The sequence below is a fragment of the Cupriavidus sp. LA-1 genome (assembly GCF_055385985.1).
In genome coordinates, this window is record NZ_AP031387.1 from 262,768 (window position 1) to 278,981 (window position 16,214).

The following is a 16,214-nucleotide window of genomic DNA, read 5'->3' on the forward strand; positions in this document are numbered from 1 at the left end:
CAATGTAAACGACGCTTGTTCTGCGTCTTGTATTTACGTGGCTTCCCTAAGTATTCGTTGTCGCCAGCACTTCTTCGAGTGACGTGACGCCCTGCTTTACCTTCAGCAGGCCCGCTTCGCGCAACGATAGCACGCCGTCCTTGCGCGCCTGCTCTGCAATCTGTAACGCCGTGCCGTGCGTCAGGATGATTTCCTGCATCGGTTCGGTGATCGGCATGACCTGGTAGATGCCGCAGCGGCCCTTGTAGCCGGTGCCGTTGCAGCGCTCGCAGCCGACCGGGTGGTAGGGCTGCCAGCTGCCGTCCAGGTCTTGTTCGCGGAAGCCCGCCTCCAGCAGCGCCTCGCGCGGGATCTCGCCCTCGCGCTTGCAGTGGCACAGCCGCCGCGCCAGCCGCTGCGCGGTGATCATCAGCACGCTCGACGCAATATTGAAGGCCGCCACACCCATGTTCATCAAACGGGTCAGCGTGGTCGGCGCATCGTTGGTGTGCAGTGTCGACAACACCAGGTGGCCGGTCTGCGCGGCCTTGATCGAGATATCGGCGGTTTCCAGGTCGCGGATTTCGCCGACCATGATGATGTCCGGATCCTGGCGCAGGAACGAGCGCAGCGCCGCGGCAAAGGTCAGGCCCGCCTTCTCGTTGACGTTGACCTGGTTGATGCCCGGCAGCTGGATTTCCGCCGGGTCCTCGGCGGTGGAGATATTGATGTCGCCCTGGTTCAGCAGGTTCAGGAAGGTGTACAGCGACACCGTCTTGCCGCTGCCGGTGGGGCCGGTCACCAGCACCATGCCGTAGGGGCGCTTGATCACGTCCAGCAGCAGCGCCTTCTGCCCGGGCTCATAGCCGAGCTGGTCGATATCAAGCTTGTCGGACGACGATTCGAGAATCCGCATCACGATCTTCTCGCCGAACAGCGTCGGCAGCGTCGATACGCGGAAGTCCACCGCCTTCTCGACCGTTTCCTTGGAATCCTTGTCCTTGGGCAGGGAGAGCAGCAGCTTCATGCGGCCGTCCTGCGGCACGCGCTTTTCAGAAATATCCAGCCGCGACAGCACCTTGATGCGGGTGGCGACCTTGTCGCGGATATCCAGCGGCGGGCGCGCGACCTCCTGCAGCACGCCGTCGACGCGGAAGCGGATGCGGTAGAAGGTCTCGAACGGCTCGAAGTGCAGGTCCGAGGCGCCACGGTGGAAGGCCTCGGTCAGCAGCTTCTGCAGGAAACGCACCACCGGGGCGTCGTCGATATTGTCGGCGGTGGTGCGGTTGCGCTGGTTGCCGGCCGCGGCCACCGGATCGTATTCGATCATCTTGCGCTCGGCCTGCACCGGCGAGATGTTCTTCATGGTGCCCAGGGCCTCGCCGGCGGAGCGCACATGCTTCATCAGCTTGTCGTGCTCGACCACCACCGCTTCGACCGGCAGCTTGTACTTTTCCTTGATGGCATCCAGCCCGGCCTGGTTGGACGGGTCGGACATCGCCAGCAACAGCCGGTTCTCGCGCCGGCCCAGCGGCAGCAGCCGGTGCGCGTGGAATTCGCGGTTGCCAGCCAGTGCCGACGGCACCTTGGTCAGGTTGTACTGGGCCAGGTCCAGCAGCGGCAGCTGGTACTTGTCCGCGGCGAACAGCGCCAGGTCGTGCGCGCTCATGGTGCCGCTGCCGATGATCTCGTCGATCAGCTGCGACTGCTTTTCACGCGCGGCCTGCTCCAGCTGAGCAAGCAGGGCGGGCGCGATACGCCGGCTCTGGGCCAGGGCAAGACCGAGTGTCATGACAGATGCGCTGTGCGGTGCGGTTAGGCGATGGCGGATGCCATGCAGGCGGGGGCGGACAGACCCACGTCCCCGGATCGGGGCAGTTTGCCGCTGGGGTCACTTTTTGTAAAGGCGATGGCGGCGCGGCATTGGCGTTTGCGCGACACGAGCGCAACCCTGATGAAGGGGGGAGGGCGTTTAGGGCAACTTCGCTACGTGTGGGCCGTGGCCCTTTTGAGAGGAATCCCTGTCCGTTCCCACGTTTCCATTGGCCCTTTCACAACGGAAGACGCCACACCGTTTTGATCTGAGGCGGCAAGCTGGTTCCCCATGCGGAAGAGGGGCGCAGCCAGCTGTTCTCCGCGGCCGGCCTGAAGACATTCAAGCGTCAGCGCAAGGCGATCAAGGGATGAGGGGGGCGGGGAGGAGTGCAGAAAGACAAAAGGCCGAATCAACGTCAGTTGATTCGGCCTTTTAAATCTGGTCGGGGTGAGAGGATTCGAACCTCCGGCCTCTACGTCCCGAACGTAGCGCTCTACCAGGCTAAGCTACACCCCGATTTGGTTTGCTGGCAGACGTTTGGTCGTCAGCAGCAAAGAAGGTAAGTTTAGCAGTGTTTTTTTGGGAATGGAAGAGGGTGAGGAAAATCGCCGTTCGTCCCGCTTCCGCTGCCATCCCCGTGGTGGTGTCAGGACTGCCGCTGCAGCGAGAACGCGCAGAGCTGGATCAGGGTTTCCTTCAGCTCGGACGGCGGGAACTGCCGTGCCGCCTGCTCGGCGGCCTCGGCCTCGCGCCGTGCGGCCTCGAAGGTGACCTCCAGCGCGCCGCTGGCGTGGATCGCGGCGAACACGGCGTCGAAGTGCTCGGTGCCGCCCTGCACGACGGCATCGCGCGCCAGCTGGCGCTGCTCGGGCGTGCCGTGTTCCAGCAGGTGCAGCAGCGGCAGGGTGGGTTTGCCTTCGCGCAGGTCGTCGCCGGCGTTCTTGCCCATCTGCTCGGCGCTGGCGGTGTAGTCCAGCATGTCGTCGATCAGCTGGAAGGCGGTGCCGATGCGGCGGCCGTATTCGGCCGCGGCTTCTTCCATCTGCGCGTCGGCGCCGGCCAGCACGGCGCCGAGCTGCGCGGCGGCCTCGAACAGCTTGGCGGTCTTGTAGCGGATGACCTGCAGGTAGCGCTCGACGGTGACCTCGGGGTCGTGCATGTTCAGCAGCTGCAGCACCTCGCCCTCGGCGATCACGTTGGTCGCGTTGGACAGGATCTCCATGATGCGCATGCTGCCCGCATCGACCATCATCTGGAACGCGCGCGAATAGAGGAAGTCGCCCACCAGCACGCTGGCGGCGTTGCCGAACACGGCGTTGGCGGTGTCGCGCCCGCGCCGCAGCTCGGACTCGTCGACGACGTCGTCGTGCAGCAGGGTGGCGGTGTGGATGAATTCCACGACGGCGGCCAGCTCGTGGTGGCGGTTGCCGTCGTAGCCCATCGCGCGCGCCATCAGCAGCAGGATCACCGGGCGCAGGCGCTTGCCGCCCGCGCTGATGATGTATTCGCCGATCTGTTCGATCAGTGGGACTTCAGAGGATAGCCGCTGGCGGATAACAGCATCGACCGCGCGCATGTCTGCAGCGACCGGGGCAAGCAAGGCAGTGGCGGAAGGCTGGGGCAAGATGATCACCGTTACGCAAAACCGGACGATTATATGCGATGCGCAAGGCGTTCTACGTATGGGCCGCTTCTAAACATACCCGATCGGGGGATGCGCCCAGGGTGTCCGCATGGGGCGCATCTATAATGGCGCCATGAACAAGCCCGCACCCCGTCGCCCGCTGCGCCGCACTGCGCTGTGGGTGGCTTTTGCCGCACTGGCCGGATTCCTTCTCGCCGAGCTGACCTGAGGCGCATGCCACACTTGCTGTGGCGCTATCGCCGCGTACAGGCTATGTGCCTGTTTTCTTTGCGCTTTTCCCGGATCTCGTTTACAATTACCGGTTTCCTCCGGCTGTTGCGCTCGCTTTGCGGGTTCTGGCCGGCGGGGGATAACCGGGCCGCAGTGAGCCCGCCCACGCGCTACGCCGTGCTTTGACCGGCTGCGCAGGGCGCGCCAGTGCCGGCAAGGCGTTTTATTCACATCCGAGAGGTTCGACAATGTACGCGGTCGTAAAAACCGGCGGCAAGCAATACAAGGTTGCTGCTGGCGAAAAACTGAAAGTAGAACAGATACCGGCAGACATTGGCGCAGAAATCACGCTCGACCAGGTGCTCGCAGTGGGCGCCGGCGACCAAATCAAGTTTGGTACGCCGCTGGTTAGCGGGGCTTCCGTCAAAGCTACCGTTATCTCCCAAGGTCGTCACGACAAGGTGAAGATCTTCAAGATGCGCCGTCGCAAGCACTACCAGAAGCGTCAGGGCCATCGTCAGAATTACACCGAACTGCGCATCGAAGCGATCGTTGCCTGATCGATCGAGCGTAACCAGGTAAAGCGACAGGAGTAAGACATGGCACAGAAAAAAGGCGGCGGTTCCACGCGGAACGGCCGTGATTCCGAATCGAAGCGTCTGGGCGTGAAGGTGTTTGGTGGCCAGGCCATCAACGCCGGCGGCATCATCATCCGCCAACGCGGTACCCGCGTGCATGCCGGCGACAACGTCGGCGTGGGCAAGGACCACACGCTGTTTGCCCTGGTGGACGGCCACGTGCAGTTCGCCGTCAAGGGCCCTGCCAAGAAGCAGCAAGTCAGCGTCGTTCCGGCGGCCTGATAACAGCCTTTGCAGGATGAAGGCCCCGCAACCCTTGCGGGGCTTTTTCTTTTCTGGCCACAATTAGAGGCACTATCCAGACGGTCCCGCCGCCGCAGCCCCCTGCGCCGCGCGCATGGTCGTTCGGATAGCGCCTTTTGCGGTGTGCCCGGCCGGCAGGCGGCATCCAGCCGCCCGCGCGCCGATCCATCACGGAAAACCATCATGAAGTTCATCGACGAAGCCCGAATCGAAGCCATCGCCGGCAACGGCGGCAATGGCAGCGCCTCGTTCCGGCGCGAGAAGTTTGTGCCCTTCGGCGGCCCGGATGGTGGCGATGGCGGCCGCGGCGGCAGCGTGTTCGCCGTGGCGGACCGCAACATCAATACGCTGATCGACTTCCGCTACGCCAAGAAGCATGTCGCCCGCAACGGCGAGAACGGCCGCGGCTCCGACTGCTACGGCGCCGCCGGCGAGGACATCGCGCTGCGCATGCCGGTGGGCACGCTGATCACCGACATGGACACCGGCGAAGTCATCGCCGACCTGACCGAGCACGGCCAGCGCGTATGCCTGGCCGAAGGCGGCATGGGCGGCTGGGGCAACCTGCACTTCAAGTCCAGTACCAACCGCGCGCCGCGCCAGCAGGTGGACGGCAAGCCGGGCGAGCGCCGCATGCTCAAGCTCGAGCTCAAGGTGCTGGCCGACGTCGGCCTGCTGGGCATGCCCAACGCCGGCAAGTCGACCTTTATCTCGCATGTGTCCAACGCGCGCCCGAAGGTGGCGGACTATCCGTTCACCACGCTGCATCCGAACCTGGGCGTGGTGCGCGTGGACCATGAACAATCGTTCGTGGTTGCCGACATCCCCGGCCTGATCGAAGGCGCCGCCGAAGGCGCGGGCCTGGGCCACCAGTTCCTGCGCCACCTGCAGCGCACCGGCCTGCTGCTGCATATCGTGGACCTGGCACCGTTCGACGAAGCGGTCGACCCGGTGGCCGAGGCCAAGGCCATCGTCAACGAACTGAAGAAGTACGACGAGACCCTGTACGACAAGCCGCGCTGGCTGGTGCTGAACAAGCTCGACGTGGTTCCCGACGAAGAGCGCGCGGCCAGGGTGAAGGACTTCCTCAAGCGCTACAAGTGGAAGGGCCCGGTGTTCCAGATCTCGGCGCTGACCGGCGAAGGCTGCCGCGAGCTGATCTACGCGATCAAGGACCACCTGCAGGCGATCAAGGCCGAAGAGGCCGCGGCGCTGGCCGAGCCGGACATCCGCCTGGACGAGCGCCTGCACAACGTCGACCAGGGGCAGGACGAAGCATAAGCGGGACGGCCGCCGGCGCGTCCCAACCCAGAAGAATACCCACGGACAATTCGGGCGCGGCGCCCGCCGCCGGCTGCCCGGGAGACAGGATTCCCGTCATGCAATCGGTCATCGCGCAGGCAAAGCGCATCGTCGTCAAAGTCGGTTCCAGCCTGGTCACCAACGACGGCAAGGGTCTGGATCACGACGCCATCGCCCGCTGGGCGGCTCAGATCGCCAGGCTGCGCGTGGCCGGCAAGGAAGTGGTGCTGGTCAGCTCCGGCGCCATCGCCGAAGGCATGCAGCGCCTGGGCTGGGTGCGCCGCCCGAAGGAAATCCACGAGCTGCAGGCTGCCGCCGCCGTCGGCCAGATGGGCCTGGCGCAGGTCTATGAAAGCCAGTTCGGCCGCTATGGCATCCGCACCGCGCAGGTGCTGCTGACCCACGCCGACCTGGCCGACCGCGAACGCTACCTGAACGCGCGCTCGACCCTGCTCACGCTGTTGTCCCTGGGCGTGGTGCCGATCATCAACGAGAACGACACCGTGGTCACCGACGAAATCAAGTTCGGCGACAACGACACGCTGGGCGCGCTGGTGACCAACCTGATCGAAGGCGATGTGCTGGTGATCCTGACCGACCAGCGCGGCCTGTACACCGCCGATCCGCGCAAGGACCCGGCCGCGCAGTTCGTGGACGAGGCCCTGGCCGGCACGCCCGAGCTGGAAGCCATGGCCGGCGGGGCCGGCACGTCGATCGGGCGCGGCGGCATGCTGACCAAGATCCTGGCGGCCAAGCGCGCGGCCAAGTCCGGCGCCCACACCACCATCGCCTCCGGGCGCGAAGCCAACGTGCTGGAGCGCCTGGCCGCGGGCGAGGCCATCGGCACCCAGCTGCTGGCGCCGACCGGGCGGCTCACGGCGCGCAAGCAATGGATGGCCGACCACCTGCAGCTGCGCGGCCGGGTCCTGATCGACAACGGCGCGGTAGAGAAACTCACCAGCGGCGGCAAGTCGCTGCTGCCGATCGGCGTGACGGAAGTGCAGGGCGAGTTCGCCCGCGGCGAGGTGATCGCCTGCGTCGACACCCAGGGCAAGGAGGTCGCGCGCGGCATCACCAACTATTCCAGCGCCGAGGCGCGGCTGATCGCGCGCAAGCCCTCGTCCGAGATCGAGTCCGTGCTCGGCCACCTGAACGAGCCCGAACTGATCCACCGCGACAACCTCGTGCTGGTCTGACCCGGCATCGCGGCTAAGAACCCATTTCATTATGAAATGGGTTCTAAAGGCCGGGCGCAAACAAAAACGGCGGGACTGCCTGGCAGCCCCGCCGTTTTTCATGCCGACGCCGCGCTTCAGCGCTTGCGCGGCGCGTGCGTTTGCAGGTCGCGCACCATGGCGTCGGCAGTGCCGGCCACGGTATGGGCATCGCAGAAGAAATCGATCGCCAGCGTGGCGGCGTAGGCGTTGCGCACGCCGGTCTCCATGCGGTGCCAGGTCTCGCCGTAGTCGCTGCGGTTGGGCACCCATTCGGTCGCGCCCTTGGGTAGCGTGGCGTAGAGCTTGCGCTCGAACACGTCGCAGCGCATGCCTTCAAAGGTTACGTTGCGCGCGCCGCTGTCGCTGGTGGTGACGACGGTGTAGCGCACCACTTTGTCCTTGCCCACCGAGACCGACTTGCCATCCACCGCAAACGACAGCGAGCCGGTGCCCGACACCGAGAACGGGATCAGGTTGGCGTCCTGCGGCGGCGGCGGCAGCATCGCCTTGGCTTCCTCGAAGGCCTTGGGCGCGAACGGGTTGCTCCAGCTGCTTTCTTCCTGCGCCATCTCCTTGCCGGTGGTCTTGCAGCCGGCCAGCGCAAGGCTGGCCGCGGCAAGCAGCAATCCGGCAGCACTCAGGCCGCCGCGGCGGCCCAGGCCGGTAAAACTATTCATCAGTGCTCCGTGAGGTGGAAACCGGCGTCGCCGGCGATACGTGCTCCGCCGCATGCTCGGCCTCGGCATGGCAGTCGGCGTCGGCCTGCTGCGCCTGCTGGGCGCGGCTGAGCGCCTGGCTGCGCGGCCCGCCGTGGCGGCCATGCATGCCGTGGGGGCCATGTGTGCCGTGCGTACCATAAGGACTCAGCGGCACGCGCGGGTGCCGGTTCAGGAAGCGCGACAATTCCGTCAGCGCCAGCTGGTAAACATCGCGCTTGAACTCGATCACCGCCTCCAGCGGCACCCAGTAATGGCTCCAGCGCCAGGCGTCGAACTCCGGGTGATCGGTGGCGCGCAAGTGGATATCGCAGTCCCTGCCGGCCATGCGCAGCAGGAACCAGATTTGTTTCTGGCCCTTGTAGTGGCCGCGGATCTCGCGGCGGATGAACTTGTCCGGCACCTCGTAACGCAGCCAGTCGCGCGTGCGACCGACGATCCTGACGTGCTCCGGAAGCAGGCCGGTTTCCTCATGCAGTTCGCGGTACATGGCCTGTTCCGGCGTTTCGCCGTACTTGATGCCACCTTGCGGGAACTGCCAGGAGTGTTCGCCGATTCGCTTGCCCCAGAAAACCTCGTTTCTTGCGTTGAGGAGGATGATGCCGACGTTCGGGCGAAAGCCTTCACGATCGAGCATGACTGCACCTCGAATCCTTTAGAATTACGCTGATTATAAAGGAAGCGCGCAGCCGGGCCCGGACCGGGGGATGCTGGTTTTCCCCGAGCGGAAGGGCAGTTTCAGGCGCGTGCGCATAATTCAGTGCCGCCGGCCCCCCGGATTTCACCGGGACGGATTTTTCCGACCTCGGCGGCCCAGAGAGAAATTACGGATGAAAGCCTCGCAATTCTTCATTTCCACCCTCAAGGAAGCGCCCGCCGACGCGGAAATCGTTTCGCACAAGCTGATGATGCGCGCCGGCATGATCAAGAAGCTGGGTGCCGGCATCTACAACTACATGCCGATCGGACTGCGCGTGATCCGCAAGGTGGAGAACATCGTCCGCGAGGAAATGAACCGGGCCGGCGCGGTGGAGCTGGCCATGCCGGTGATCCAGCCGGCCGAGCTGTGGCAGGAAACCGGCCGCTGGGACAAGATGGGCCCCGAACTGCTGCGCCTGAAGGACCGCCATGAGCGCGACTTCGCGGTCCAGCCGACCTCGGAAGAGGTGGTGACCGACATCGCCCGCTCGGAAATCCGCAGCTACAAGCAGCTGCCGGTCAATTTCTACCAGATCCAGACCAAGTTCCGCGACGAGCGCCGGCCGCGCTTCGGCATCATGCGCGGGCGCGAGTTCACCATGAAGGATGCCTATTCCTTCGACCGCGACACCGACGGCCTGCGCAAGTCGTACGAGAACATGTACGACGCCTACGTGCGCATCTTTCGCCGCTTTGGCCTGGATTTCCGCGCCGTGGCGGCCGACAACGGCGCCATCGGCGGCTCGGGCTCGCATGAGTTCCACGTGATCGCCGAGACCGGCGAAGACGCCATCGTCTACTGCCCGACCTCGGACTACGCCGCCAACATGGAGGCCGCCGAGGCGCTGCCGCTGCTGGCCGGGCGCGCCGCGCCCGGGGAAGACCTGGTCAAGGCCTTCACCCCGGAAAAGGTCAAGTGCGAGCAGGTGGCGGCATTCCTGAACGTCCCGCTCGAGCGCAACGTCAAGTCGATCGTGCTGGCCAAGGACACCGAGGCCGGCGCCGAGATCTGGCTGCTGCTGATCCGTGCCGACCACGAGCTGAACGAGGTCAAGGCGTCCAAGGTGCCGGGCCTGGCGGACTTCCGCTTTGCCACCGAGAACGAGATCGTCGACGCCTTCGGCTCGCCGCCGGGCTACCTGGGCCCGATCGACTTGAAGAAGCCGGTCAAGGTGGTGGCCGACCGCACCGTCGCCAACATGAGCGACTTCGTCTGCGGCGCCAACTACCGCGACTACCACTACACCGGCGTCAACTGGGGCCGCGACCTGCCCGAGCCGATCGTGGCCGACCTGCGCAACGTGGTGGCCGGCGACGCCTCGCCGGACGGCCAGGGCACGCTGGAAATCTGCCGCGGCATCGAGGTGGGCCACGTGTTCATGCTGGGCACGCGCTATTCCGAGTCCATGAACGCGACCTTCCTGGACGAGAACGGCAAGACCCAGCCGATGCAGATGGGCTGCTATGGCATTGGCGTCACCCGTATCCTGGGCGCGGCGATCGAACAGAATTTCGATGAGCGCGGCATCATCTGGCCGGCCGCGATCGCCCCGTTCGCGGTGGTGATCTGCCCGGTCGGCTACGACCGTTCCGAAGCCGTCAAGGCCGAGGCCGACCGCGTCCATGCCGAGCTGCTCGCCGCCGGCGTGGACGTCATCCTCGACGACCGCGGCGAGCGCCCGGGCGTGATGTTTGCTGACTGGGAACTGATCGGCGTGCCGCACCGCGTGGTGGTGGGCGACCGCGGCCTGAAGGAAGGCAAGGTCGAGTACCAGGGCCGGCGCGACGCGCAGGCCACCGCCGTCAGCGTGGCCGACGTGGTTGGCCACGTGCGCAGCCAGCTGGCGAACTGAGCCCCATGCGCGCCGCCCGCGGCATGACCGACGCCGCCCGCCGCCTGGGCGCGGGGCTGCTGCTGGCCCTGGCGGCCGTGGCAGCCCATGCCGGCGCGCAAAAGGAAGAAGACCTGGCCGATTCCGTGCGCGGCGCGCTGGCCGCCGCCATTGCCGATGACCGGCCCACGCGGCCGGTGTTTGCATCCGGCGGCGAGCGCCTGGCCTACCTGAAGTGGCTGGGCGAGATGTCCGCCCGCCTGGCATCGCGCATCCCCGAGCCGCAGATGCGCGTGGAACTGATCGAAGTGGCCTACTACGAGGCCAAGCGCGCCGGGCTGGAGCCCGCGCTGGTGCTGGGCCTGGTCCAGGTCGAGAGCAACTTCCGCAAGTACGCGATCAGCGCGGCCGGTGCGCGCGGGCTGATGCAGGTAATGCCGTTCTGGGTGCGCACCATCGGCGACAGCGACGCGCGCAAGCTCTTCCACCTGCAGAGCAACCTGCGCTACGGCTGCACCATCCTGCGCTACTACCTGGACCGCGAGCAGGGTGACCTGTACCTGGCGCTGGGCCGCTACAACGGCAGCCGCGGCCGCCCCGAGTACCCCAACGCCGTGCTGGCCGCGTGGAAGCGCTGGCAGTATTCCGAAGCCACTGTCACCGTGGCCGGCGAACCCGAGATCACGCCGTCGCGCCCGCGCGCACCGGTGGCGGAGCCGCCTGCCCGCAACCCGTTCTCGCCGCAACGCGTCGCAGCCAACCCGTCATGATCCGCGAAGCATCCGTTGCCGGCGGCAAGGCCGGCTACACCGCATCCTCGCCCGAACTCGAACAATGGCTGGCCCGGCATATCGCGCAGGGCTTTGCCGCCGATGCGCTGGTGCTGTCGATGCTGCGCTCGGGCTATGACGATGCCTTCGCGCGCCAGGCCGTGGCCACGGCGTTTGCACCGGGCGCCGATGGCCCCACGCCAGCTCAGCCGGTCCGGCCCGCACAGGCCCGCCCCGCGGCCGCCGGCACGCATGCGGTCTACGCGGCCGATGGTGGCGACCGCCAGGTCCCGATCCTGTTCCGGCTGGAGGCGCCGCAGGTCCAGCTGTTGCAGCAGCTGCTGACCGACGACGAGTGCGATGCCCTGGTGGCGCTGTCGCGCGGCCGGCTGGCGCGCTCGCCGGTGGTCAACCCCGACACCGGCGACGAAAACCTGATCGACGCCCGCACCAGCATGGGCGCGATGTTCCAGGTGGCCGAGCATGCCCTGATCGCGCGCATCGAGGCCCGCATCGCCGCGGTTACCGGCGTGCCGGCCGAGCATGGCGAAGGGCTGCAGATCCTCAACTACAAGCCCGGCGGCGAGTACCAGCCGCACTTCGACTACTTCAACCCGCAGCGCCCCGGCGAGGCGCGCCAGCTTGCCGTCGGCGGGCAGCGCATCGCCACCCTGGTGATCTACCTGAACACGCCCGAGGCGGGCGGCGCCACCGCGTTCCCGCGCGTGGGCCTGGAGGTGGCGCCGGTCAAGGGCAACGCGGTGTACTTCAGCTACCTGCTGCCGGACGGCACGCTCGACGACCGCACCCTGCACGCGGGCCTGCCGGTGGCATCCGGCGAGAAGTGGATCGCCACCAAATGGCTGCGCGAACGCCCATACCGCAGCGAGCGTTGATGGCGCCGGCGGGGCGCCGCAAGTCCGGCGGCGCCTGAGGCTCAATACGGTTCCTGCGCGGCGCCGTGGCGCAGCGTGCGCCGCAGCGCCTCGTCGTCCAGCCGCTGCATGCCGTGCAGCCAGTTGCCGAGCAGCGCCAGCAGTTCCACCAGCGCATCGATGCGCGCCAGCAACTGGGGATCGTCCTGGGCCACGTCGGCTTCCTGGCGCAGCGCGCGCAGTGCCCGCAGCGCCGGGTCGATCTCGCGGCGCTTGCGTTCGGCGGCCAGCGTGCGGAAGCTGACCCACACGTCGGCGGGCACGCGCAGGTATTCGCGCCGGTCGCGCGGCACGTCGGCCTGACAGGGGCGGGTCAGGTTCCAGGAATCCAGTTCCCTCAATCCCACGCTGATATTGGAGCGCGAGCGGCTCAGCGCCTGCGCGATCTCGTCGGCGTTCAGCGCCCGCGGCGCGATATAGAGCAGGCTCAGGATCTGGCTGGCGGTGCGGGACAGGCCGCACTGGCTGCCCAGGTCGCCAAGGTGGGCAATCAGCAGTTGGGCAAGCGGTGTCAGGTGCATGGTGTGGTCTTGGGTCGCTTCGCGGCCGCACCGGCGGCCGTGTTTTCGGCGGGACGACGCGTGGCGGGCTTGGGCCCGCCACGCCGGCCCGTGCTGCTACTGCGCGGGCATCCAGGCTTGCGCATCTACCTCCTTGGGCACCTGCGGCCCGCCCGGCGTGTAGGCCGGATGATTGATGTTGCACCAGCCGCCGAATGGCGCCGGCCGGCAGCGCCACAGCTTGCCGTCCACGCCGACCACGATGCTGACGCCAGGCTTGTAGCTGCCGATGCCTGCGGGCCATTTCGGATACTGGCCAGGTGCCGGGGCTGGCGCGGGAGTGGGTGCGGGAGCCGGGGCAGGAGCCGGAGCAGGAGATGGGGCGGGCGGCGCCGGCGCTGGCGCCGGCGTGGGCGCATCCGGCGACAGGATCGACAGCTGCGCCGAGTCCTTCTCGTTCTTCAGCCAGATCACGTTGGCCTGCAGGTTGGCCGTGTTGAACGCCACGTGGTTGCCCTGGCGCTCGCCAATGCGCAGCAGCGCGCTGTACTTGCCGTTGAGCAGGTTGGCCAGTTGCGGACCCCATGCGGATTGCGGCGCGTTCTGCGGGGTGATGGGCAGGCGCTCGTCCACGCGTTCCTTGCCGCCGGCATCGCTGCCCAGCACGCGAAAGCGCACCTGGTCGCCGGGCACCGGCTCAAAGCCCTGCCTGACGAAGAAGCCGCCATCGAACCAGGCGAAGCCGTCGGTGGGCACGCCCGCGGCGCTCTCGATGGTGACGTCGCTGCAGTTGTAGAACCCTTCGCGCCCCGCGTCCTGCCGCTGCCAGCGCAGGTACATCACGGCGTTGCCGGTGCGCCCGGCCGGGATCGGCACGTCGTAGACATAGTAGCGCTTGCCGCCGATGGTCTGCGGCGCGGGCGCCGCGCCGGCGTAGATCTGCTCCAGGTCCGCCCAGCGCAGCGGCTCGCCATAGACATACGATGCCCTGGTCAGGTAGATGCGCACGAACGACGGGTTATGCGCCGCCGTGGCGTAGAACATCACGCGGATCTTGCCCTTGTCGGGCTTGATCGGGGTCTTGTGCCACTGCGTCGAGCGCACGTCGAGCCCCGCCTTCTTGGGATCGCCCCCGCTGCACAGCGTGCCGTCCTTGATGGCCCGTTCGACCGAGGCCTGGCTGTTGTAGTCCTCGGGGAAGCCGGTGATCTCGTTCCATTGCTGGAAAGGGTAGGCGCCGCTGCGCCGGAAGGCCTCGCGGCAGGCGGCGTTGGGCACGCCGGAGCCATCCGCCGGCCACCAGTAGCCGCCGTCCTGGAAGCACTTGAGCTGGCGCGCGATCGGGAACTCCACCACGCCGTGCGCCCGCGCGGGCGAGGCCAGAAGTCCGCTGCCGAGCAGCAGGACGGCTGGGAAAACGGTCTGCTTGATCTTCATTGTCTTATCTCCGGTGACGGCCATCGTTTCCGGGCAGTGCCGGGTCCACGCTGGCGATGGCGCATGCAGATCGGCCAGCGCCGGCATCAGCCGGGTCCTGGCCCTTTACAAGATCCTGCGTCTGTATTTATGGCGGATGCCATTGGAAATTTGACCGCAATGCTACTCGAATTTTCATGGTTTTACGCTTTCACTATTTTCTGAAATTACGGAAATAAAACGGATGGCCTATGCCTTCGTTCCGGGATTGCGAAACCAGCTATGCAATTGGATGCGTGTTCAAATTTCTGCGTCATGCCATCAAAATTTTTGTCAAACTCGCGCTGGATATGGCGTTGCTGCCGATCGTCGAAAGCGCCTCTCCCTTCCGTGGCACCGGAAAGAATTCGCGTGAAATATGTAGAGGCTTTAAAAATCAGAAGACTGGATGTGGGCGGAGCGGATTGGATGTTGTTTCTGGTATTAAGTCAGGATTGTTATATTTCTTGTACTTCGGCAACTCAAGATTTTTATCTTGAATCACGCATTTTGCTGACTAGAATTTCCTCACCTCCGCACGCAGCGGTAATTCAATTCGAGGGGTGCCATGGCGCCGAAGTGGTCTCCGCACATCGATTGCGCAGGCATGTTCCGTAGGGTCCGCCAGACCGTGGGTATGGCGCCGGCAGGGTTCACGTTGCTTGAGCTGCTGGTGGTGCTGCTGATCATCGCGCTGCTGGCCGGCTATGTCGGGCCGCGGCTGTTCTCGCAGGTGGACAAGGCCCGGGTCAAGTCCGCCAAGGCGCAGATGAAGACCCTGGCCGATGCCGTGACCCAGTACCGGCTGGACACCGGCCATTACCCGAGCGAGCAGGAAGGGCTCAATGCGCTGGTGCAGAAGGGGAACGATCCGCGCTGGGACGGCCCCTACCTGGCCAAGGGCCTGCCGCCCGATCCCTGGGGCCATGCCTATCTGTGGAAAAACCCGGGTGCCGGCAGCGAGGTCGAGATCATCTCGCTGGGCAAGGACGGCAAGCCGGGCGGCAGCGGCGACGACAAAGACCTGGTCTATGGCTTCTAGCCCCGGCCGGGCGCCATCGGGGGAGGGCGCACCGTGAACGAGTTCGAGGCGCGCGTGCTGCGCGACGGCCGCATCGAAGCACGGCGCCTGCAGGCCCCGGCCCTGGACGAAGCGCGCCGGCGGCTGCAGGACGAAGGCCTGCGGGTCCTGTCGCTGAAAGCCACGCGGCGCTTGCGCCTGCCCGCGCGCAGGCCGCGCTTCGCGCTGGGCATCTTCATCCAGGAACTGGGCGTGCTGCTCGATGCCGGGCTGGTGCTGGTCGAGGCCATGGAAGCGCTGCGCGACAAGGGCACCGGCACCACGCGGCAGGTGCTCGCGCAGTTGCTGCAGGCGATGTACCAGGGCATGCCGCTGTCCGGCGCGATGGCGCGCCAGCCCGACGTGTTCCCGCCGCTGCTGGTGGCCACGGCCGCCTCATCCGAGCATTCCGGCCAACTGGCGCTGGCCCTGCGCCGCTACCGCCTGTATGAGGCGCAGCTCGACACCATCCGCGCGCGCGTGCGCGGCGCGCTGATGTACCCGGCCGTGGTGGTCGGCGTGGGCGCGCTGATCCTGCTGTTCATGCTGTTCTTCGTGGTGCCGCGCTTTGCCGCCGTGTTCGATTCGGTCGCCAGCCTGCCGGCGGGGGCCCGCTTCATGGTGTGGTGGGGCGCGCAGGTCGAAGCGCGCGGCATGGCGATCGCGGCGGGCATGGCGGCGGCGGTGGCGGCGCTGGTGCTGGCATGGCGCACCGCGACGGTCAGGGGCGCAGTATCCGGCCTGCTATGGCGCATTCCCGCGCTGCGCGCGCAGCGCGTGCTGTTCGTGCTGGCGCGCTTCTATCGCACCATCGGCATGCTGCTGTCGGGCGGCATGACCGTGGTCGAGGCGATCGAGCTGGCCGGCGGCCTGCTGCCGGCCGACTACCGGCCCGACGTGGCGCGCGCGCTGGCTGGGGTGCGCGCCGGCCAGCCGCTGGCCGCCACCCTCACCGCGCACCGTCTCGCCACGCCGGTGGCCGAGCGCCTGCTGCGCGTGGGTGAGCAGAGCGGCGAGATCGCGGCCATGTGCGAACGCATCGCGCTGTTCCACGACGAGGCGCTGGAGCGCGCCATCGAGGTCTTCAGCAAGGTCTTCGGCCCGGTGCTGATGCTGGTGGTGGGCGGGCTGATCGGCCTGGTGGTGTTCCTGCTCTACATGCCGATCTTCGAACTGGCCGGGGCCATCCAGGAGTAG

At 66.6% G+C, this 16,214-nt stretch carries 17 protein-coding genes and 1 tRNA gene; 11 read left to right on the top strand and 7 right to left on the bottom strand.

Annotated elements, in window-relative coordinates:
* Positions 1 to 46 precede the first annotated feature (46 nt).
* The 3 genes from pilB to ispB form a co-directional block, all read right to left on the bottom strand.
* Entirely contained in the window at positions 47 to 1,771 is a 1,725-nt protein-coding gene (gene pilB / locus ACZ5MJ_RS01325) for a type IV-A pilus assembly ATPase PilB (protein ID WP_464221790.1), read from the bottom strand.
* A 463-nt stretch (positions 1,772 to 2,234) separates the two neighbouring features.
* Positions 2,235 to 2,311, bottom strand: a tRNA-Pro gene (locus ACZ5MJ_RS01330).
* A gap of 130 nt (positions 2,312 to 2,441) precedes the next feature.
* Entirely contained in the window at positions 2,442 to 3,371 is a 930-nt protein-coding gene (gene ispB / locus ACZ5MJ_RS01335; RefSeq protein ID WP_464223628.1) for an octaprenyl diphosphate synthase, read from the bottom strand.
* Positions 3,372 to 3,898: 527 nt separating this feature from the next.
* Here ispB and rplU point away from each other — a divergent pair.
* From rplU to proB, 4 genes are all read left to right on the top strand, one after another.
* Positions 3,899 to 4,210 (top strand): 50S ribosomal protein L21, encoded by a 312-nt coding sequence (rplU, locus tag ACZ5MJ_RS01340; protein WP_006576525.1) that lies wholly within the window; start codon positions 3,899 to 3,901, stop codon positions 4,208 to 4,210.
* Positions 4,211 to 4,249: 39 nt separating this feature from the next.
* Positions 4,250 to 4,510, top strand: coding sequence for a 50S ribosomal protein L27 (gene rpmA / locus ACZ5MJ_RS01345; protein ID WP_010814747.1), 261 nt, complete (start codon positions 4,250 to 4,252; stop codon positions 4,508 to 4,510).
* 204 nt (positions 4,511 to 4,714) lie between these two features.
* Entirely contained in the window at positions 4,715 to 5,812 is a 1,098-nt protein-coding gene (gene obgE, locus ACZ5MJ_RS01350) for a GTPase ObgE (protein ID WP_464221798.1), read from the top strand.
* A gap of 98 nt (positions 5,813 to 5,910) precedes the next feature.
* The gene (gene proB / locus ACZ5MJ_RS01355) at positions 5,911 to 7,029 is read left to right on the top strand and encodes a glutamate 5-kinase (RefSeq protein WP_464221800.1); all 1,119 of its coding nucleotides are present in this window, start codon (positions 5,911 to 5,913) and stop codon (positions 7,027 to 7,029) included.
* Between the two features lie 116 nt (positions 7,030 to 7,145).
* Here the strand turns inward: proB and ACZ5MJ_RS01360 are convergent, their stop codons facing one another.
* Together ACZ5MJ_RS01360 and ACZ5MJ_RS01365 are read right to left on the bottom strand one after the other, a co-directional pair.
* A complete protein-coding gene (locus tag ACZ5MJ_RS01360) occupies positions 7,146 to 7,727 on the bottom strand; it encodes a CNP1-like family protein (RefSeq protein ID WP_464221802.1) in 582 nt (193 codons plus the stop codon).
* Positions 7,720 to 8,403, bottom strand: a complete 684-nt coding sequence (locus ACZ5MJ_RS01365; protein WP_464221804.1) for an RNA pyrophosphohydrolase — start codon at positions 8,401 to 8,403, stop codon at positions 7,720 to 7,722. The genes ACZ5MJ_RS01360 and ACZ5MJ_RS01365 overlap by 8 nt, the downstream gene beginning before the upstream one ends.
* A gap of 193 nt (positions 8,404 to 8,596) precedes the next feature.
* Between ACZ5MJ_RS01365 and ACZ5MJ_RS01370 the strand changes: the two genes are divergently transcribed.
* Genes ACZ5MJ_RS01370 through ACZ5MJ_RS01380 form a run of 3 tightly spaced genes read left to right on the top strand, consistent with a single transcriptional unit; the run spans position 8,597 to position 11,963 of the window.
* Positions 8,597 to 10,318 (top strand): proline--tRNA ligase, encoded by a 1,722-nt coding sequence (locus ACZ5MJ_RS01370; RefSeq protein ID WP_464221806.1) that lies wholly within the window; start codon positions 8,597 to 8,599, stop codon positions 10,316 to 10,318.
* 5 nt (positions 10,319 to 10,323) lie between these two features.
* A complete protein-coding gene (locus ACZ5MJ_RS01375; RefSeq protein WP_464221808.1) occupies positions 10,324 to 11,067 on the top strand; it encodes a lytic transglycosylase domain-containing protein in 744 nt (247 codons plus the stop codon).
* Complete coding sequence (locus ACZ5MJ_RS01380; RefSeq protein WP_464221809.1) at positions 11,064 to 11,963, top strand: 2OG-Fe(II) oxygenase; 900 nt, start codon at positions 11,064 to 11,066, stop codon at positions 11,961 to 11,963. The genes ACZ5MJ_RS01375 and ACZ5MJ_RS01380 overlap by 4 nt, the downstream gene beginning before the upstream one ends.
* Before the next feature lie 41 nt (positions 11,964 to 12,004).
* Here ACZ5MJ_RS01380 and ACZ5MJ_RS01385 read toward each other — a convergent pair whose 3' ends face one another.
* Together ACZ5MJ_RS01385 and ACZ5MJ_RS01390 are read right to left on the bottom strand one after the other, a co-directional pair.
* Positions 12,005 to 12,523 (bottom strand): GbsR/MarR family transcriptional regulator, encoded by a 519-nt coding sequence (locus tag ACZ5MJ_RS01385; RefSeq protein ID WP_464221811.1) that lies wholly within the window; start codon positions 12,521 to 12,523, stop codon positions 12,005 to 12,007.
* Between the two features lie 96 nt (positions 12,524 to 12,619).
* A complete protein-coding gene (locus ACZ5MJ_RS01390; protein WP_464221812.1) occupies positions 12,620 to 13,939 on the bottom strand; it encodes a lytic polysaccharide monooxygenase in 1,320 nt (439 codons plus the stop codon).
* A gap of 63 nt (positions 13,940 to 14,002) precedes the next feature.
* On the opposite strand from ACZ5MJ_RS01390, the gene ACZ5MJ_RS01395 reads away from it, so the two are divergent.
* The 4 genes from ACZ5MJ_RS01395 (at position 14,003) to ACZ5MJ_RS01410 (ending at position 16,214) form a co-directional block, all read left to right on the top strand.
* Complete coding sequence (locus ACZ5MJ_RS01395) at positions 14,003 to 14,143, top strand: hypothetical protein (RefSeq protein ID WP_464221814.1); 141 nt, start codon at positions 14,003 to 14,005, stop codon at positions 14,141 to 14,143.
* Between the two features lie 71 nt (positions 14,144 to 14,214).
* Entirely contained in the window at positions 14,215 to 14,457 is a 243-nt protein-coding gene (locus ACZ5MJ_RS01400) for a hypothetical protein (protein ID WP_464221816.1), read from the top strand.
* Positions 14,458 to 14,564: 107 nt separating this feature from the next.
* On the top strand, positions 14,565 to 14,999 hold the full coding sequence (gspG, locus tag ACZ5MJ_RS01405; RefSeq protein ID WP_464221817.1) for a type II secretion system major pseudopilin GspG: 435 nt from the start codon (positions 14,565 to 14,567) through the stop codon (positions 14,997 to 14,999).
* A gap of 33 nt (positions 15,000 to 15,032) precedes the next feature.
* The gene (locus ACZ5MJ_RS01410; RefSeq protein ID WP_464221819.1) at positions 15,033 to 16,214 is read left to right on the top strand and encodes a type II secretion system F family protein; all 1,182 of its coding nucleotides are present in this window, start codon (positions 15,033 to 15,035) and stop codon (positions 16,212 to 16,214) included.